The organism is Halomonas denitrificans, from assembly GCA_019800895.1.
GTDB lineage: Bacteria > Pseudomonadota > Gammaproteobacteria > Xanthomonadales > Wenzhouxiangellaceae.
The window spans coordinates 960628-979182 of record JAHVKF010000003.1; the positions used below are offsets into that span (position 1 = coordinate 960628).

Sequence of the window (18555 nt, forward strand, 5' to 3'; positions counted from 1 at the left end):
ATCTGCGCGCTTGAAGCGCGTACCATACGAGTCCTGACGTTCGATCCGGCGGCCGCGACCTTGACCCTGAACCTTCCCACCGTCCTGACACTGCTTCGCATCGTGGTGATCCCGGTGCTGGTCCTGTTCTTCTACCTCCCGCAGGGCTGGTCGAACGAAGTCGTTGTCGGACTGTTCATCGCCGCCGGCATCACCGACTGGGCCGACGGCTGGATCGCGCGTCGCTACCGCCTGACCAGTCCCTTCGGAGCCTTCCTCGATCCGGTGGCCGACAAGTTGCTGGTGGCCGTGGCGCTGGTCCTCATCGTTCAGCGCCATCCGGAAACCCTGCTGGCGCTCGGAGCGGCCATCATCCTCGGTCGGGAGATCACGATTTCCGCGCTCCGCGAGTGGATGGCGGAAATCGGCCAGCGGGCGAAGGTGAAGGTCTCCGGCGTCGGAAAGTCCAAGACGATCTTCCAGATGGTCGCGATCGGATTTCTCCTGTACGGCGAGCCGCTGCTCGGCCTGCCGGTGATGGACATTGGCCGTGTGCTGCTGGTGATCGCGGCGGTGTTGACGATCTGGTCGATGGTGATCTACCTCCGATCGGCATGGCCGGCCATCACGTCCGAGCGCCCGTGAGCGCGTTCGTGTCGGCGTCCGGCGGTACTCGGGTTCCTCACGCACCTGCAGTGCGCTCCGGACTCCTGCGTTCCGGCGGCCACCGACACGAACGCGCTCACGGACGCTCGGTTTGTGACGGCATCGTAGGAACGTGGCGGCTCGGCGGTACTCGGGTTCCTCACGAACCTGGAGTGCGCCGCGGGCTCCTGCGTGAAGCCTTCCCCGGGCCCCGATCCGGGGCGGCCCGGGGCCGCTCGCGACGAATTCTCGAGCAGCAATTTGTCGAATTGATCGGCGCTGTTGTTCCCGCAATCCGATAAGGCACAGACATGGCGAAAGCGAAGAAGAGCAGGCGGACGATGGCGGAGCAGGCCGATCGGCACGCGCTGTACGAAGCCAGCGTGCAGGACCCGGAATCGGAGATGGAGTTCGTCTCCGAGACCTTCGAGACGCTGACCGGGCGGCCGCTGAAGGTCATCCGGGAGGACTTCTGCGGTACGGCGAACACGTCGGCCTACTGGGTCGGCCAGGGGGAGGATCACCGGGCGATCGGTGTCGACCTCGACCGGCCGACGCTCGACTGGGGGAGGGCTCGCCACCTGGCGAGACTCGACGACGCGCAGCGCGCGCGCATCGAACTGGTCGAGGCCGACGTGCTCGAAGTCGATACGCCGCCGGTCGATGCGGTACTGGCGATGAACTTCAGCTACTACCTGTTCACGACCCGCGAGCGGCTCCGGACCTACTTCGAGCGCGCACGCGCGGCGCTGACCGACGACGGCATCCTCTTTCTCGACGCCTTCGGCGGCTACGAGGCCCACCAGGAACTCGAGGAGCGCACGGAGCACGACGAGTTCACCTACGTCTGGGACCAGGCCGCATTCAACCCGATCGACCAGCACATGACCTGCCGGATCCATTTCGAGTTTCCCGACGGCTCGGAACTTCACGACGCCTTCGTGTACCACTGGCGGCTCTGGACGCTGCCGGAGGTCCGCGAGTTGCTGCTGGAGGCCGGATTCTCTTCCGCCGAGGTGTACTGGGAAGGGACCGACGAAGAGACCGGAGAGGGCGACGGCATCTACACCGCCAGCGAACAGGGCGATGCGGACGCGGGCTGGATCGCCTATCTCGTCGCCCGCCGCTGACGGCAGGTCATCGCGGCAGGAATTGCAAACGGCGGCCGATCGGGCCGCCGTCTTGCGTCTGTCGTGTTCCGTTCTCTTGATCGAGATCCGGCGCTGCGCTTCTACAGCGAGAAGATGTTGTCGAGCCAGGCGTCGAGGTCGCGATAGTCGGCCGGATCGGCTTCGACGAACTGGTCGACGTCGAGCTCGAACAGCGCGGCATGGTAGTCCGAATTCTCGTGCAGCGAGATCATCGCCTGCGTTACCGCATCGCGAACGCTCTCGGGAACCGAGGGGGCGGCCGAGAGCGTCAGGCCGGGAATCTCTTCCGAGGTCGCGATCGTGATCAGGTTCGGATACTTTTCGGCGATCGACTGCGGCACGATGGCCGCATCGGCCTCCATCGAAAACACGATTTCCACCGCATCCAGCCAGGAGGTCGCGTTGGACAGCACCACCGGCTGTTGCAGCGGGTTCTCGTACCAGTCGGTCAGGATCAGGAACCCGAGGCTCGGCGACGGCAGCGTCGAAACGCGCTTGCCGACGAACTCCGCCAGAGTCGGTTCCATGCTTGCGTTGCTGGCCAGCAAGGAGAAAGAGACCGGGCGAGAAGTCGTGACCAGCGGCACGTAGCCGAAGTTGTTCCTTCGGAATGCCGCCATGTGGGCATCTTCCAGCACGAGCGGGGCCGCGTCGTTGCGGCGGGCCTCCAGCCAGTAGCGGTGGAAATTGCGTACCGTGGTCAGCCGGAGATCCAGACCCGTTTCGGCCCGGAGGTAGTCGACCAGCGGCTGGTAGACCAGCTCGGCCTGGTCGGGCAGGTAGACGGGGTTGACCAGGATCTCGATCGGTCCTGTCATTTCCTGCACGGTCACGTCCTCGGCGCCTCCGCTTTCGTCGGTGTTGGCGGCGCTACCGTCCTCCTGGGCCGCCGCAGGCCCGGCGGCCAGCGCCAGCACGAGCAGGCAGAGCAGCAGCCAGGCCCGGGCAAGCGGGCTCGGCGCGGAATCCGCGGTTGCTTGGAATCGGGAGTCGATGGGCGCGTCGGTCGTCGAGGCCGGCGCGGAGCGCAGCGTTCCGTTGGTCGGATGGTTCATTGGTGTCTACCCCAGCGCAGATTCTTTTTTCGCAGTTTTCAGTCGAGCAGGTGGCTCCAGCGTGCTGATTGAAAATGCAATTTATGGACCAGATAGTAGCATAGTGTGATGTATTTCAACCTCGGTGAACGTCCTTGTGGGGCGTCTCTCGACGACAGGCCGATCAGGCCGCGAACGGCACGACGGCAAGGCCCGTATGCTCGGTCGGGGCCTCCGGATCGGCCACCGCGTACAGCACCGTGCCTTCGAGCTCTTCGACCGCGACCGTGGCTCCCGGTTCTGGCGGATCGCCCGGACCACGGAAGGCGGCGACGGTCCGCGTGACGCGACCCCGATAGCGCACCCGTGCGACGACTTCCTGGCCGGGCCAGCAACCCTTGCGATAGGACAGGCCGCCGAGCTCCTCGAGCTTCAGCATCTGGGGCAGGAAGCGGCCGGCCGTCGCCGGCAGGATCCACGCGATCCCGTGCCGGATATCCTCGGCCAGCCAGGCCGCCCAGTCCGGCGGGGTGCTCGCAGTCCCGGGAATCAGCGAACGCGTCGCGTCGAACGACAGCGGCCAGCCGTCGGCGTGGCTCGAGTCGATCGGACCTGCGTCGGAAATCGTCACATTGCGACCGATCTGATACATCCGAAGCCGCCGGACCACGTCGTCGGCCAGGCGATCGGGAACGGCGATCTGCACGCCCGCATCGTCGATCGCGAGCAACATCAGCGTCAGCGTCCTTCCCTTGGCGTCGCACCACGCGGCGGGTGTCCACAATCGGGGGTTCAACGTGTCGACATCGAGGGTGAACTGGGCCTGCGCGAAGTCGACGGCATCGACCCCGCCCAGCGCAATGCTGCGCAGCGCGAAGGGCGCGTCCGTCGCTCTCGGGTCACCGGCTGCCTGGGCGGGCTCGGGGTCCCTCGATCGGTCGATCGAATCGCTGCTGCTGGGCTTCCGTTCGCGGTGCATCTGACGACATCCAATCACGTGTTGAAGTTAGAATACAGACATGTCCAATCACGCAAGAGTTTCACGCCGTCGCGACCGAAGCGAACCGATGCCGGCAGGGGAGGCCGACGTCGGCGGGGCGAGCCCGCGGGCCGACGATTCCGTTGCCGGGGGCGAATCCGTTCAGGGCTCTTTGGAGCGAACGGGTCACCCGGCCGGCGATGTGTCTCATGGACAACCCGAACCTGGGCCGACGGAGATCGGCGGGCGCAAGGGACCGGACCCGGTGCGCTACGGCGACTGGGAAAAGAACGGTCGTTGCATCGACTTCTGACCGCTACGACCGGCGCGTCACCACGATTCCGCCCCGGCGTCGGTACACTCGTTCGCGATTCGCGTCACCGGCCGGTTCCGGAACGGTGACCATCCAACCAAATATCAACCACGGCAGGCCAGCATGAGCACACGCACCTCCGACGATCAACGACCGCTTTCACCGCACCTCCAGATCTACCGTTGGGAGTGGACCATGGCGGGCTCGATCCTCCACCGGATTTCCGGGCTTCTCCTTTCCGCCGGCATGGTGCTGGTGACCGTCTGGCTGGTTGCCCTGGCCGCAGGGCCGGACGCCTTCGGTCGGGTGCAGGGCGTGCTCGCGACACCGGTCGCCATCGCGTTGCTGGTCGGATGGACTCTTGCGCTGTTCTATCACCTGCTCAACGGCATCCGCCACCTGTTCTGGGACGCCGGCATGATGCTCGATCTCGGGCCGGCCCGGGCGTCGGCGATCGCGGTCGCCGTGACCGCCCTGGTCCTGACCGCGGTCGTCTGGCTGGTGCCGATGATCGCGACCGCGGCGGCAGCCCCCGGGGGTGTGCAATGAAGTCCCTGCGAAACCCGCTTGCCAACGCGCACAACCATGGCGCCGCCGGTGAGGGCGTCGATCACTGGTGGTCGCAGCGCTTCAGCGCGATTCTGCTGGTGCCTCTGACCCTCTGGCTCGTCTGGGCGCTGTCCGTGCTCTCCGGTTCCGATTTCGAAGCGGCCCGCGAGTGGCTCGCCGCGCCCTGGAACACGGCGATGGCGATCCTGTTCGTCGTCGCATCGTTCTATCACGGCCGGCTCGGACTGCAGGTCGTCATCGAGGACTACGTGCATCACCGACCAACCGAAATGGTGCTCCACCTGTCGGTGTCGATCGGCGCGATCGTCGGCGGCCTGTTGTCGATCATCGCGCTGCTGAACATCGCGTTCGCCAGCTGATACGAACAAGGATTTCCCGAAACCAGATGTCTACCAACTACGAGATCGAAACGCACGAGTACGACGTGGTCGTCGTCGGCGCCGGCGGTGCAGGCCTGAGGGCCACCATGGGGCTGGCCGCGACCGGGTTGAACACGGCCTGCGTGACCAAGGTGTTTCCGACCCGGTCGCACACGGTTGCGGCCCAGGGCGGCATGAGCGCCGCGCTGGGGAACATGGGCGAAGACGACTGGCGCTGGCACATGTACGACACCATCAAGGGGTCGGACTGGCTCGGCGACCAGGACGCGATCGAGTACATGTGCCGCGAGGCCATTCCTTCCGTGATCGAGCTGGAGCACTTCGGCGTGCCGTTCTCGCGGACCGAGGAAGGAAAGATCTACCAGCGGCCCTTCGGCGGCATGACGACGCACTTCGGCGAAGGCACCGCGCAGCGGACCTGCGCTGCGGCCGACCGGACGGGGCACGCCATCCTGCACACGTTGTACCAGCAGTCCCTGAAGCATGACGCGCAGTTCTTCATCGAGTACTTCGCGATCGACCTGATCATGGATGAAGAGGGCGCTTGCCGGGGCGTGCTTGCCTGGGACCTTGCCACCGGCAAGCTCCACGTGTTCCGCGCGCACTCGGTGATCCTCGCGACCGGCGGCTACGGCCGCGCCTACCTGTCGGCAACCTCGGCGCACACCTGCACCGGTGACGGCAACGGCATGGTGCTGCGAGCCGGGCTGCCGCTCCAGGACATGGAGTTCGTCCAGTTCCATCCCACCGGGGTCTACGGTGCGGGCTGCCTGATCACCGAGGGCGTCCGGGGCGAGGGGGGCTACCTGACCAATTCCGAGGGCGAAAGGTTCATGGAGCGCTACGCGCCGAACGCCAAGGACCTCGCCTCGCGCGACGTGGTGTCCCGGTCCATGACGATCGAGATCCGCGAAGGTCGAGGCGTCGGCGAGAACAAGGACCATATCCACCTCAACCTGCAGCATCTCGGTCCGGAGGTCATCAACGAGCGCCTGCCTGGGATCGCGGAGACCGCCCGCATCTTTGCCGGGGTCGACGTGACCAAGGAGCCGATTCCGGTTCTCCCGACGGTGCACTACAACATGGGCGGCATCCCGACCAACTACCACGGCGAAGTGGTCACTCTGAAGGACGGCGACCCCGATGCGGTCGTCCCGGGCCTGTTCGCGATCGGCGAAGCCGGATGCGTTTCCGTCCACGGCGCGAACCGACTGGGCTCGAACTCGCTGCTGGACCTGATCGTGTTCGGGCGAGCCGTGGCCAAGCGCTGCGCGGCGACCATGAAGCCCGACCAGCCGCACAAGACCCTGTCCAAGGACATCGTCGACGGTCTCATCGGCGAGTTCGACAGAATCCGGCACGCCGACGGCAGTTCGTCCACGGCGGAAATCCGCGACCGCATGCAGCGCACGATGCAGGACGACGCCGCGGTGTTCCGGACCGACAAGACGCTGGCCGAGGGCCTGGAAAAGATCCGGGCGATCAACGCGTCCTTCGACGACGTGAAGGTCAGCGACCGCGGGATGATCTGGAACTCGGACCTGGTCGAAACGCTGGAGCTTCGCAATCTGCTGGGCAACGCGGTCAGCACGATCGCCTCGGCCGAGAACCGCAAGGAGAGCCGGGGAGCCCACGCCCAGGAAGACCATCCGGATCGCGACGACGAGAACTGGATGAAGCACTCGCTGATCTGGCTGGACGACAAGGGCGAGTCGAAGATCGACTATCGGCCGGTGCATATGTACACGCTGTCCGACGACGTCGATGTGATCCCGCCGAAGAAGCGCACCTACTGACTCGAGCCGGCGGCGATCTGCCGGCGATACCGAACGAAACGGAACCGATCCCATGGCCCAATTCCGACTTCCGAAGAATTCCCGGATCCGCGACGGAAAGCACTTTCCTGCGCCCGACGGAGCGAAACGCACGAAGACGTTCCGCATCTATCGCTGGGATCCGGATTCGGGCGACAACCCGCGTATCGACCGCTACGAGATCGACCTCGACAAGTGCGGGCCGATGGTGCTGGATGCGCTGATCAAGATCAAGAACGAGTACGACCCGACCTTGACCTTCCGGCGGTCGTGCCGCGAAGGGATCTGCGGCTCGTGCGCGTTCAACATCGACGGCACGAACACGCTGGCTTGCACCAAGGGCATCGACGAGGTTCGCGGAGACGTCAAGATCTACCCGCTTCCGCACATGCCCGTGGTCAAGGACCTGGTCCCGGACCTGACGCACTTCTACGCCCAGTACGCGTCGATCCGGCCGTGGATTCGGACCCAGAGTCCGCCGCCGCCCGACAAGGAGCGCCTGCAGTCCCGCGAGGATCGCGCCGAGCTCGACGGACTCTACGAGTGCATCCTGTGCGCGTGCTGTTCGACGTCCTGCCCGAGCTACTGGTGGAACGGCGATCGCTACCTCGGGCCGGCGATCCTGCTCCAGGCCTATCGTTGGCTGGCCGATTCGCGTGACGAGGCGACCGGCGAGCGCCTGGACGCCCTCGAAGATCCGTTCAAGCTGTACCGCTGTCACACGATCATGAACTGCGCGAAGACCTGTCCCAAGGGGCTGAATCCCGCCAAGGCGATTGCGGAGATCAAGAAGCTCATGCTCGAACGCCGTGGTGTCTGATCGTGAGGCCTGAGGCCGACTGCGCGCATGGCTGAGAGCGTCCGGCGGTGCTCGGCATCCTCATGGATGCTCATGCCCGCTGCGCTTCCTGCGCTCCGGCGGCCGGGGTTCCGGATTCGCGAACGCGTCCGTTGCACCTGCCGGTCGTTCTACACGTTCCGTTCTCCTGCTCCAGCGGGGCCGCTGACGTGACCGGCGCCGCGGAGGACACCGAGCCGACGGCATCGCAGCTGCGCTGGCGGTGCCGGCGGGGCATGCGGGAGCTGGACACGTTGCTGACCGCATGGGTCGAGCAGTGCTGGCCGGTCGCCGATCGTTCGTCACGGGCCCGGTTCCTCGAACTGCTCGACGCCGAGGACGACCGGTTGTGGGACTGGGTGACGGGGCGGGGGCGCCCGGACGACGACGCGCTGGCCGAACAGGTGCAGCGGGTCGTCGAGCGCCGGCCCTGACCGGCGAGGCCGATGCCGAGGCTCCGGCGCCTGCTGGTCGGTCTGGCCACGCTTCTCGCCCTTGTCGCGGTCGTTCGATCGTCCCTGGCGGCCTGGATGGCCCTGCCGAGCGGACTTGTCGTGCTGGCTCTCGGTGCTCGCGCGCTGTACGGCGGCTCGAAGCGGCTACGGATCCGATATCCGCAGCCCGGCCTGGTGGTCGTCGACACGGAAGCGCGGACCGGCCGCTGGCAGGGGCGCTTCGAGCCGCTCTACACCAGCGGATTCTACTGCGCGTTCCGGGTGACCGATCCGGCCCGGGGTTCGCGCGTGTTCGGCCTGTTTCGCGATGAACTCGATCCCGACGCCTGGCGTAGGCTGCAGGTGGTGCTGCGCGGGGCATGAGGCGCCCGGCCGGGCCCGTCCACGCAGGCTCGGGCTCCGCCACCGCGCGGGGCGCGGGACTCGTGCCCCCTTCGACCAGCGGTTAGAATCCGGCCATGACCGAAGCGTCGTCGACCCACGCGGAATCCCCGCTTTTCCCGACCTGGCTGGATCGCCTCTATCCGCTCTGGATGTGGCTGATCCTGTTGCCGGCGGTCGTGCTGTTCACCATCATCGCCGCTCCGGTCGCGATCCTCGTTTGCCTGTTCGGGGGACAGCGCTTCGCCAATCTCCGGATCGCGGCGCTGTGGGCCCGGCTGATCGCCCGACTGACGCCGGTCCGGGTCGAGATCGAGGGTATGGAAAACGTCGAGCCGGGGCGTTCCTACGTGGTCGTCGCCAATCACCAGAGCCAGTACGACATCCCGGTGATCTACGGGTACTGCGGTCTCGACCTGCGCTGGGTGATGAAGGCGGAGATCGGCCGGATTCCGTTCGTCGCCCAGGGCTGTAGGGCGATCGGCCACATCTTCATCGATCGCTCCGACCCGGAGCAGGCGCGCGCGGCGATCAATCGGGCCGTGGCGGACCTGCCGGACGGCACCGGCGTTTTGTTCTTTCCCGAGGGAACCCGCAGCCGCAGCGGCGAGTTGCTCCGATTTCGAAAGGGCGCGTTCCGCGTCGCGATCGACCGGGGGCTCCCGGTGTTGCCGATGACCGTGACGGGAACGCGCGACATCCTCGAGCCGGGCAGCTTCCGCGTAAGACCGGGCCGGGCCCGACTGGTCATCCATCCGCCGATCGAGCCCGAGCCCGGAGTGGCGCCGCGTGGCCGAGCCGTCCGCGGCAGCGGTGGGGGAAGGGGTCGACGCAAGGAAGCCCTTCCCGATCCGGCAACCCAGCGGCTCAGCGACCGGGCGCGCGTCGCGATCGCCTCCGCGCTGGGGCCGGCGTCAGGTCGGTCCGGAGACCCGGGTCCGGCCGTCGCTCGCGACGAGAGGAAGCAAGATGCGCCTTGAGATTCCCGACCCCGATTACACTTCGTCGCCCCGGGCCGCCGGCAACTTCGTCCTCGCGCTGAAGCTCGTGTTCGGTTTTCTCGTGGTGGTCTGGTCCGTGTTCGTGTTCGATCAGGCACTGGACCTGAACCTGATCCGATTCGGGCTCCGGCCGCGCGACGGGGCCGGTCTGATCGGCCTGGCCACCACACCGTTGCTGCACTTCGACCTTGCACACCTCATGGCCAATTCGGTGCCCCTGTTGATCGGCGGTACGTTGATGCTCTACCTGTTTCCGAACGCATCGATCCGGGTGCTGCCGGTGCTGTTCGTAGGCACCAGCGCGCTGGCCTGGCTGTTCGCCCGGTCGAACACCCACATCGGTGCCAGCGGTCTGATCTACGGCCTGCTCGCCTTCGTCTTCGTGTCGGGCCTGATCCGGCGCGATCTCCGCTCCGTCGGGGCGGCGCTGATGGTGTGGTTCCTTTACGGATCGATGCTCTGGGGCGTGCTGCCTTCGGGCGCGGGGACGAGCTGGGAACTGCATGCTTCGGGCCTCGTTCTCGGGGTGCTCTGCGCGCTCCTGTTCCGCGGCTGGGACCGTCCGCCGATGAAGCGCTACGCGTGGGAAGACGAGGACGACGAGCAGACCGACGGCTTCGACGACGACGCGACCGCGCCCTGGCGGATGCGGCCCGAGACCGACGAGGAGCACCCGTGGGGTCCGCGTTCGTGAGTGGATCGGGCCGAACCGCCGGAGCCCGGCCGTCGGTGCCGACGCTTCACGTGCTCGGCGCCGGTCGTACGGCGCGGACGCTCGCTCGCTTGGGCCGCGAGGCCGGAGTCTGGTCGGTCGGGCAGGTCTGCAACCGTCGACCGGAGCGGGCCCGTGCCGCGGTCGACTGGATCGGCGAGGGAACCGCCACCGAGCGCTTCGAAGCGCTGGAGCGGGGCGACTGGCTGATGATCGGCGTGCCGGACAGTGCGATTGCCGACTGCGTTGCCGATGTCGTGGCCCGGGGGCCGTCGGATCGACCGGGACTGGCCTTTCACCTGTCGGGCGCCGAACCGGCCGAGAGGATCGAGGGGCTGGCCGAAGCGGTTGCCTCGGTCCATCCGGTCTGCGCATTTGCCGATCCGGATCGCGCGCTGTCCGCGTTTCCCGGAAGCTTTGCGGTCGGCGAAGGCGACCCGGCCGCGCTCGATCGTTTGTTGCCCGCTTTCGAGGCCATCGGCGCCCGCACGCTGCGATTCCGACCCACCAACAAGCGGCTTTATCACGCCTCGATGATCGCGGCTTCGAATTTCCTGTGCACGCTCGACGCGCTGGCTCTGGACCTTGCCGAGGCCGGTGGCCTGACCGCCGAGCAGGCGCTGCCGTTGATCGTCACGCTGCAGTCCGGGGCGCTGGGCACGATCGCCGAGCGGGGACCGGTCGATGCGCTGACCGGACCGATCGAGCGCGGCGATTCGGCTACCTGCGCGACACTCGTCGAGCAGGTGCGAGCCCATGCGGCGAAGGACGAGGCCTTCCGCTTCCGGGTCGAACCATTGCTGATGGCGCTCGGTCGCGCAACCGTCGGGCTGGCGCGCCGAAAGCACGGCGAGGATCCGGCCGGCGGCCCCGGGCTGGACGCGATCGGGACCGTCTTCGAAGAGGTCCGGGACTGATGGCCGCGTTCGAATACGAAGCGCTCGAGGACTCGCGCACGGTGCGCGGCGTGGTCCAGGCCGACTCGGCGCGCCAGGCCCGCTCGCTGCTGCGCGACCGGGGGCTCGTCCCGTTGGATGTCGAGCCGGTGCGTTCGGGCCGGAGCCGTCGCGGTGGCGCGCGCTCGGGCCGCGAGCGTGCGCTGCTGCTCCGCCAGATGAGCGGACTGCTGCGCGCCGGTCTCCCGCTGGAGGAGGTCCTGGCCCTGCTCGTCGAGCAGACGGACCGGGCGGGGGTACGTCGGCCGCTGGCGGCGATCCGCGCCCGGGTGCTCGAAGGCGGCGCCCTGTCGGAGGCCATGTCCGAGCATCCGAGCCTGTTTCCTCCGCTGTACTGGCGTTCCGTGGCCGCCGGCGAGCAGGCCGGCCGCCTGGAGTCGGTGATCGGCCGGCTCGCCGATCATGCGGACAAGCGCGCGGCCTTGTCGCGCGGCGTCCTCATGGCGCTGGTCTACCCGCTGCTCCTGGCCGTACTGTCGATCGCGGTCGTCTGGGGCCTGATCGGCTTCGTCGTGCCGCGGGTCGTGGAGGTGTTCGACCAGTCACGCCAGGCGCTGCCCCCGCTGACCCGCAGCCTGATCTGGATTTCCGATGCGGTGGCCAGCTGGGGTGTCGTGCTCCTGGGCGCCCTGGCCGGGGCCATCGTCGCCGGAGCCCTGCTGCTGCGTCGACCGGCCGTGCGACGGGCCTTCGACGGAATGCTGTTGCGCATTCCCCTGGTCGGGCGGGTGGTGCGGGCCCACGTCAGCGCCCTGTTCGCCCGGACGCTGGCCATTCTTTCGGCCAGCGGGGTGCCCGCCGTCGACGCGCTGGGTACGGCGTCGACGGTGATTCCGAATCTGCGCGTGCGCGCGGACCTCGAGCAGGCCGCGGCCCGGGTGCGGGAGGGCGCTTCGATCACCGCGGCGATCGGGGACCTGGACTGGATGCCGCCGCTGACGCGCCGCCTGGTGGCCGGCGGCGAGCAGGCGGGTGACCTCGGCGGCATGCTCGATCACGCTGCCGAGCTGCAGGAGGCCGACCTGGAGCAGACCGGCCAGGTCCTGCTGGCGGTGCTGCAACCCGCGCTGATTCTCCTCGTCGGGCTGGTCGTGCTCTACATCGTCCTGGCGATCCTCCTGCCGGTGATGAATCTCAGCCAGATGCTGGGCTAGGGCGATGACCCGACGCAACGCCGATGCGGCGATGATCGCCTTCGAACATGTCGCCAAGCGCTATCCGGGCGGCGTGCAGGCCCTGTCCGACGTCAGTTTCCGGCTCGAGGCGGGCGAGATGGCGTTCCTGACCGGCCATTCCGGCGCCGGCAAGAGCACCTTGCTGCGGCTCATCGCGCTGCTCGAGCGGCCCAGCCGCGGGCAGGTCCTGTTCCAGGGGCGGAATGTCGGCCGCCTGTCGCGGCGACAGATTCCGATGCTGCGGCGCCGGGTGGGCGTCATCTTCCAGGACCACAAGCTGCTGACCGATCGAAGCGTCTTCGACAACGTGGCTCTCCCCTTGCACATCGCCGGCGTCTCCTTCGCGGAGATCAAGCGTCGCGTCGGTGCGGCCCTCGACCAGGTCGGGTTGCGCGAGAAATCCCGGATGCAGGTACCGGTACTTTCCGGTGGTGAACAGCAGCGGGTGGGGATTGCCCGGGCGATCGTCGCCAAGCCGCCGCTGCTGCTCGCCGACGAACCCACGGGCAACCTCGATCCGGCGCTGTCCGAAGAATTGATGACGCTGTTCTGCACCCTCAACGAACTCGGCACCACGGTACTGATCGCCACTCATGACCTGTACCTCGTACGCCGGCTCGGCCGCCGCACGCTGGTCCTGGATCACGGCGAAATCATCGACGATACCGTTCCGGTGCAGCGCCCCGCGGGCGCCGGGCCGACGGAGGCGCCGCCATGAGCCGTCGCGACGCGCTTCGATCCGGGGCGCGCGGATGGGCGCGGCGGCACGCCTACAGCCTGCTGTCGTCGATCGGCGCGTTGGTGCGTTCCCCGGTGGCGACCGGCATGACCGTCGGCGTGCTCGCGATCGCGATGAGCCTGCCGCTGGGCCTGTACGTCGCGCTGGACAATCTCGAGCGGATGAACACGGACCTGGAGCGGCTCGAATCGATTTCCGTATTCCTGGAAATCGACGTGGACGCCGAGGCCGCGCGTCGGATGGCATCTTCGCTGGCGTCTGCGCCCGATGTCCTCACGGTCGATCCGATCGGGCCCGAAGACGGAATGCGCGAACTGGCCGGCGCGACCGGCCTTGACGACCTGGAACTCGGCGAAGTGCCGCTGCCCTGGGTGCTGGAAGTGACCCCGGCCCGCGAGGGCGACGTCGAGCGGCTGGCCAATCGACTGCGCAGCCTGGACGATATCGACCAGGTCATCGTCGACCTGGCCTGGCTTCGGCGGCTCGACTCCCTGCTGTCGGTCTTCGCCCGCCTGGTCGAGCTCCTCGCGGTGCTGTTCGGCCTGGCGGTGCTGTTCGTGATCGCCAACACCATCCGGGCCGAGATCCAGGCCCGCCACGAGGAAATCGAGGTCATGGCACTGGTCGGCGCAACGCCGGCCTGGATCCGGCGGCCGTTCCTCTATGCCGGTCTGTGGATGGGACTGCTGGGGGGCGCCTGTGCCTGGCTGCTGGTGCAGGGCGGTCTCTGGCTGCTGGCCGGACCGGTGCGGGAACTCGGCGAGGCGTACGGTACACCGGCAACGCTGCAGGCTCCGCCGGCCGGGCTGATCGGAGTCCTGGTCGCCGGCGCCGGAACCCTCGGAATCCTGGGCGCGGCGATCGCGGTCTCACGGCAGCTTCACCGGATCAATCCATGATCCGGCTTGAACGGCGGAACTTGCGCCCCAATCGCTGATCCAAGACGGCGAGCGGATTCGGACAGGACGCGCTCGTTCGGCGGCCCGAACCACCTCGGGGGTAGCCGGAACGGCCCGTTTTTGGTAGAATTCGAGGGTTGAATCAGGAGGTTTTCATGTCGAAGGAACTCGTGCCAAGTCATCTTCTCGCGCCGGCCGGAACGGGCTCGCTGGATTCGTACATCCAGGAGGTCAACAAGATTCCCGTCCTCACGCTGGAAGAAGAGCAGGACTTCGCGCGCCGCTTCCGCGACGACGAGGATCTCGACGCGGCGCGCATGCTCGTCATGTCGCACCTGCGGTTCGTCGTCCACGTGGCGCGCGGCTATTCCGGCTACGGCCTGCAGCTCGGCGACCTGGTCCAGGAGGGCAACATCGGCCTGATGAAGGCGGTGAAGCGCTTCGACCCGGAGCAGGGCGTCCGGCTGGTGTCGTTCGCGGTCCACTGGATCCGCGCCGAGATCCATGAATTCGTTCTCCGCAACTGGCGCATCGTCAAGGTCGCCACCACCAAGGCCCAGCGCAAGCTGTTCTTCAATCTGCGGAAGAACAAGAAGCGGCTGGGCTGGCTGAACATGGACGAGGTGAACCGGGTCGCCGAGGATCTCGACGTCAAGCCCGAAGTCGTCATGGAGATGGAGTCGCGGCTGTCCGGTCAGGACGTCGGGTTCGACCTGTCCGGTGACGACGACGACGACCGTCCCTACCTGGCGCCGGCCGGGTTCCTGGAGAATCACGCGGACTCGCCCGATGTGGCCACCGAGGCGGCCGACATGGAGGAGCACCAGCACAAGTTGCTGTTCTCCGGCATCGGCGAACTCGACGACCGGTCGAAGGACATCATCCAGTCGCGCTGGCTGCTGGACCCGAAAATGACCCTGCAGGAGCTCGCCGACAAGTACGGCGTTTCCGCCGAGCGCATCCGCCAGCTGGAAGCGGCGGCGATGAAGAAGTTGAAGGCCGCGTTCGACGCCTGAACGCCCTGGAACGCCGGAGCGCTGTTGCGCACCTGACGGACGGCGCTCGGTGGTGCTCGGAATCCTCATGCACTTCGAGTGCACTGCGGGTCCTGCGCTCCAGCGATCACCGACCGCCAGGCGCTCTCGACGCGCTCCGACGCTCCAGCACTCCGTTCGTATCGGCCTCCCTCGTGGAGGCCGTTTTCGTTCCGGGGAGCGCTGTTGCGCACCTGACGGACGGCGCTCGGTGGTGCTCGGACTCCTCATGCACTTCGAGTGCACTGCGTGTCCTGCGCTCCAGCGATCACCGACCGCCAGGCGCTCTCGACGCGCTCCGACGCTCCAGCACTCCGTTCGTATCGGCCTCCCTCGTGGAGGCCGTTTTCGTTCCGGGGAGCGCTGTAGCGCACCCGCCTGCCGGCGCTCCGTGGTGCTCGGACTCCTCATGCACTTCGAGTGCACTGCGGGTCCTGCGCTCCAGCGATCACCGACCGCCAGGCGCTCTCGACGCGCTCCGACGCTCCAGCACTCCGTTCGTATCGGCCTCCTTCGCGGAGGCCGTTTTCGTTTGCGGCACGTCCCGGGTACTCTGGGCATCCTGCAGGATCGATCGGGACGGTTCCATGCGCACGGACAAGGGCAGCCAGGAATCACGCAGACCGGTGAGGAGCCTGGTCCATCTGCTCGCGGCAGCGATCGCGGCCGGCCTGTTGCTCGGGGTGGCCTCGCGTATGGCGATGCGCGCGGTCGCGATCGACGCGGGCCTCGATGCCGGATTCTCGATCGGGGGGAGTCTCGAGGTCGTTGCTTCCGGTGTGCTGATCGGTTCGCCCCTGGCACTGGTCCTCGGCGTGGCGGCTCGCCGTTGGCGCCTGCCCCGGGGTTCGGCCCTGGGGGCGTCGTCGATCCTGTTCCTCGTCCTGGCAATGGGCCCACCGCCTGCGGCGCGCAGCGCGATCTCGACGGTGCCGGGTTCGGTAGGGCCGGCGCTCGCGATGTTCGCCTGTGCCTTCTTCCTGTACGGGCTGGGCCTCGAGCTACTGGTCGGCCGGTGCAGGAATCGGACACGACCCCGGAGGGCGTGGGCAGGCCGCGGTCCGACGAACCCGACTCGGCCGCGGTGACCGTGCCGACCCCGTCGACAGGACTCCGATCGCGGCGGCGGGTACCTGCAATCTCCTGCTATCGCCTGCAGTCGCCTGGAAATTCGATCGCCGGATCGGCGGAGGGCCGAGCCTGCCCGCCGGGCTCTGCGAACGGCCGGTAATCGCCCCTGCCCGGACCCTGCGCATCGGCACCGGGCGAACTATACTGTGACGGAGTTCACGCCCCGTGGCGCTGTCGCGGCGCGGAGGGCCGCCCTCTGGCTCCCGCACCCCCGTGTCGCCGGTGTGGAAGGCGCCGGGCCCTCCGTCGGCGAGAAGGCTCCGCTGTTCGATAGGCCGCAGTTCGAGGAGACGACAGAAGAATGATCGAATACCTGCCACCGCTGATCGTCGCGGCCGTGGTCGGAACGGGCCTGGTTACGGGCTTGTTGTTCGCCTTCGCGAACTTCGCGCTGGACGCGCTGGCCGACCTGGAGACCGAAGCCGGCATGTTCGCGATGCGGCGGATCAACAAGCGGATCAAGAATCCGCTGTTCTTCCTGCTGTTCGCCGGGACCCCGGTGGTCTGCGCGGCGATTCTCCTGATCGCGGTGTTCGCGCCGGAGCTCCCGGCGCGCTGGTGGTTGGTGGCAGGCGCTTCGCTCTACCTGGCCGGTCCGCTCGGCATCACCGTGATGCATAACGTCCCGCTCAACACTCGACTCGAGGCAGCGGATTGGTCGAACGCCGAGCGGGTCTGGCCGGCATACCGTCGGCGCTGGCAGTTCTGGAACCATATCCGCACCGCGCTGGGCATCCTGGCGCTCGGCGCGCTGGGCATCGGAGCGGTGGCAATCTGATCCCGCCGCGGCGACCACCCCACGACGACCGATCGCACGAGCCGCTGCCCGGTGTGGCCGGATCACGCGGGACGTCCGGCTCGCAGGCGGGCTCTCAGTCGATGCGCCGCCACTGGCCCGGGGCCAGGTTCTCGACCGACCAGTCGCCGATCGCGGCTCGGACCAGACGCAGGGTGGGGTGGCCGATCGCCGCGGTCATCCGGCGCACCTGTCGGTTCCTGCCTTCCCTGAGGATCAGCTCCAACCAGACGTCCACCACATTCTTCCGGTAGCGCACCGGTGGATCGCGCGGCCAGAGTCCTTCGGGTTCGTCGATCCGGCGGACCCCGGCCGGTCGCGTCCGCCCGTCCTTCAGGTCGATTCCGTCGCGAAGGCGAGCCAGTGCGTCACCGTCGGGTTCGCGTTCGACCAGCACCCAATAGATCTTCGGTTTCCGGAACCTCGGCGAGCTGATCCGCGCCTGCAGTCCACCGTCATCGGTCAGCAACAGCAGGCCTTCCGAGTCCTTGTCCAGCCGGCCGGCCGGATAGACGCCGGGTACGTCGATGTAGTCGGCGAGCGTCGTGCCTTCCCCGGAGAACTGGCACAGCACGCCGAACGGCTTGTTGAACGCGATCAGCACCGTGGTCAGTCGGTGTTCGTTTCGAGCTTGTCCTGCGTGCGGGTCTCGAAGTCTCCCGCATCGTGGCGCTCGCGCAGCTGCAGGGCCGGATCGCCGAAGCTCCGATTGACCATGCGCCCGCGCTGGACGGCGTCGCGGGCGTCGATGGTCTCGGCCCAGCGGACGACATTGGTGTATCCGTGGACCTGCAGGAACTTGGCGGCGTCGTAGAGCCGACCGAGCACCAGCTGCCCGTACCAGGGCCAGATCGCCATGTCGGCGATGCTGTACTCGCCGGCCATCCATTCGCGGTCGGCCAGGTGACGGTCCAGCACGTCCAGCTGACGCTTGGCTTCCATCGCGAAGCGGTCGATGCAGTACTTGATCCTGACCGGTGCGTAGGAATAGAAATGGCCGAAGCCGCCGCCGAGGTAGGGCGCGGAGCCCATCTGCCAGAAGAGCCAATTCATGCACTCGGTGCGTTCGGCTGCGCCGGTCGGCACGAAGGCGCCGAACTTCTCGGCCAGGTACAGCAGGATGCTGCCGGATTCGAACACGCGGGTATGCGGTTCGGTCGAGCGATCGAGCAGGGCAGGAATCTTCGAGTTCGGGTTGATCTCGACAAAGCCGGATCCGAACTGGTCACCTTCGCCGATGTCGATCAGCCAGGCGTCGTACTCGGCGTCCGTGAATCCGCGCACCAACAATTCTTCGAACAGGACCGTCACCTTGACGCCGTTCGGCGTGGCGAGCGAGTAGAGCTGAAACGGATGCTCGCCGACCGGCAGGGTACTTTCGTGCGTTGCCCCCGCCGTCGGTCGGTTGATGTTGGCGAACTTGCCGCCGTTGCCCTTTTCCCAGGTCCAGATGCTTGGCGGCGTGTAGTCGGTGTCGGTCATGTCGGCAATGTCCAGCTGCGGGGAATCGAATCGGACCGGAACACGCTCGCATTCCTTGCGTCCGGGTACGACAGGATACCGCCGGGTCCGG

General features: G+C 67.4%; 22 protein-coding genes. 18 read left to right on the forward strand and 4 right to left on the reverse strand.

Annotation, left to right across the window (positions count from 1 at the left end):
* Positions 1-66 precede the first annotated feature (66 nt).
* Positions 67-624 (forward strand): CDP-diacylglycerol--glycerol-3-phosphate 3-phosphatidyltransferase, encoded by a 558-nt coding sequence (pgsA, locus tag KUV67_12870; protein ID MBY6205777.1) that lies wholly within the window; start codon positions 67-69, stop codon positions 622-624.
* Between the two features lie 311 nt (positions 625-935).
* Positions 936-1754, forward strand: coding sequence for a class I SAM-dependent methyltransferase (locus tag KUV67_12875; protein ID MBY6205778.1), 819 nt, complete (start codon positions 936-938; stop codon positions 1752-1754).
* 101 nt (positions 1755-1855) lie between these two features.
* On the opposite strand, the gene KUV67_12880 is transcribed toward KUV67_12875, so the two are convergent.
* Complete coding sequence (locus KUV67_12880; protein MBY6205779.1) at positions 1856-2830, reverse strand: phosphate/phosphite/phosphonate ABC transporter substrate-binding protein; 975 nt, start codon at positions 2828-2830, stop codon at positions 1856-1858.
* A gap of 163 nt (positions 2831-2993) precedes the next feature.
* Positions 2994-3788, reverse strand: coding sequence for a hypothetical protein (locus KUV67_12885; protein MBY6205780.1), 795 nt, complete (start codon positions 3786-3788; stop codon positions 2994-2996).
* Between the two features lie 88 nt (positions 3789-3876).
* Between KUV67_12885 and KUV67_12890 the strand changes: the two genes are divergently transcribed.
* The 16 genes from KUV67_12890 (at position 3877) to KUV67_12965 (ending at position 16964) form a co-directional block, all read left to right on the forward strand.
* Entirely contained in the window at positions 3877-4101 is a 225-nt protein-coding gene (locus tag KUV67_12890) for a DUF1674 domain-containing protein (protein ID MBY6205781.1), read from the forward strand.
* A gap of 123 nt (positions 4102-4224) precedes the next feature.
* Positions 4225-4650 carry a succinate dehydrogenase, cytochrome b556 subunit gene (sdhC, locus tag KUV67_12895; GenBank protein MBY6205782.1) on the forward strand — a complete coding sequence of 142 codons (426 nt, stop codon included), beginning with the start codon at positions 4225-4227 and terminating at the stop codon, positions 4648-4650.
* A complete protein-coding gene (gene sdhD / locus KUV67_12900; protein ID MBY6205783.1) occupies positions 4647-5030 on the forward strand; it encodes a succinate dehydrogenase, hydrophobic membrane anchor protein in 384 nt (127 codons plus the stop codon). The genes sdhC and sdhD overlap by 4 nt, the downstream gene beginning before the upstream one ends.
* Before the next feature lie 26 nt (positions 5031-5056).
* Positions 5057-6847, forward strand: coding sequence for a succinate dehydrogenase flavoprotein subunit (gene sdhA, locus KUV67_12905; protein MBY6205784.1), 1791 nt, complete (start codon positions 5057-5059; stop codon positions 6845-6847).
* A 52-nt stretch (positions 6848-6899) separates the two neighbouring features.
* The gene (locus KUV67_12910) at positions 6900-7685 is read left to right on the forward strand and encodes a succinate dehydrogenase iron-sulfur subunit (protein ID MBY6205785.1); all 786 of its coding nucleotides are present in this window, start codon (positions 6900-6902) and stop codon (positions 7683-7685) included.
* A 131-nt stretch (positions 7686-7816) separates the two neighbouring features.
* Entirely contained in the window at positions 7817-8137 is a 321-nt protein-coding gene (locus KUV67_12915; protein ID MBY6205786.1) for a succinate dehydrogenase assembly factor 2, read from the forward strand.
* 12 nt (positions 8138-8149) lie between these two features.
* On the forward strand, positions 8150-8521 hold the full coding sequence (locus KUV67_12920) for a hypothetical protein (protein ID MBY6205787.1): 372 nt from the start codon (positions 8150-8152) through the stop codon (positions 8519-8521).
* A 95-nt stretch (positions 8522-8616) separates the two neighbouring features.
* A complete protein-coding gene (locus KUV67_12925; protein ID MBY6205788.1) occupies positions 8617-9519 on the forward strand; it encodes a 1-acyl-sn-glycerol-3-phosphate acyltransferase in 903 nt (300 codons plus the stop codon).
* Positions 9509-10234 (forward strand): rhomboid family intramembrane serine protease, encoded by a 726-nt coding sequence (locus tag KUV67_12930; GenBank protein ID MBY6205789.1) that lies wholly within the window; start codon positions 9509-9511, stop codon positions 10232-10234. Before KUV67_12925 ends, KUV67_12930 begins: the two co-directional genes overlap by 11 nt.
* A gap of 35 nt (positions 10235-10269) precedes the next feature.
* On the forward strand, positions 10270-11169 hold the full coding sequence (locus tag KUV67_12935; GenBank protein MBY6205790.1) for a DUF2520 domain-containing protein: 900 nt from the start codon (positions 10270-10272) through the stop codon (positions 11167-11169).
* Positions 11169-12362 carry a type II secretion system F family protein gene (locus tag KUV67_12940; protein MBY6205791.1) on the forward strand — a complete coding sequence of 398 codons (1194 nt, stop codon included), beginning with the start codon at positions 11169-11171 and terminating at the stop codon, positions 12360-12362. Before KUV67_12935 ends, KUV67_12940 begins: the two co-directional genes overlap by 1 nt.
* A gap of 31 nt (positions 12363-12393) precedes the next feature.
* Complete coding sequence (ftsE, locus tag KUV67_12945; GenBank protein ID MBY6205792.1) at positions 12394-13101, forward strand: cell division ATP-binding protein FtsE; 708 nt, start codon at positions 12394-12396, stop codon at positions 13099-13101.
* Entirely contained in the window at positions 13098-14021 is a 924-nt protein-coding gene (gene ftsX / locus KUV67_12950) for a permease-like cell division protein FtsX (protein MBY6205793.1), read from the forward strand. The genes ftsE and ftsX overlap by 4 nt, the downstream gene beginning before the upstream one ends.
* Positions 14022-14176: 155 nt before the next feature.
* On the forward strand, positions 14177-15037 hold the full coding sequence (rpoH, locus tag KUV67_12955) for an RNA polymerase sigma factor RpoH (protein MBY6205794.1): 861 nt from the start codon (positions 14177-14179) through the stop codon (positions 15035-15037).
* A gap of 605 nt (positions 15038-15642) precedes the next feature.
* Positions 15643-16143 carry a hypothetical protein gene (locus tag KUV67_12960; protein MBY6205795.1) on the forward strand — a complete coding sequence of 167 codons (501 nt, stop codon included), beginning with the start codon at positions 15643-15645 and terminating at the stop codon, positions 16141-16143.
* A gap of 344 nt (positions 16144-16487) precedes the next feature.
* Positions 16488-16964 (forward strand): DUF1772 domain-containing protein, encoded by a 477-nt coding sequence (locus tag KUV67_12965; GenBank protein MBY6205796.1) that lies wholly within the window; start codon positions 16488-16490, stop codon positions 16962-16964.
* 94 nt (positions 16965-17058) lie between these two features.
* On the opposite strand, the gene KUV67_12970 is transcribed toward KUV67_12965, so the two are convergent.
* Positions 17059-17595, reverse strand: a complete 537-nt coding sequence (locus KUV67_12970) for a pseudouridine synthase (protein ID MBY6205797.1) — start codon at positions 17593-17595, stop codon at positions 17059-17061.
* A complete protein-coding gene (gene yghU / locus KUV67_12975; protein ID MBY6205798.1) occupies positions 17592-18464 on the reverse strand; it encodes a glutathione-dependent disulfide-bond oxidoreductase in 873 nt (290 codons plus the stop codon). Before yghU ends, KUV67_12970 begins: the two co-directional genes overlap by 4 nt.
* Positions 18465-18555: the final 91 nt, after the last annotated feature.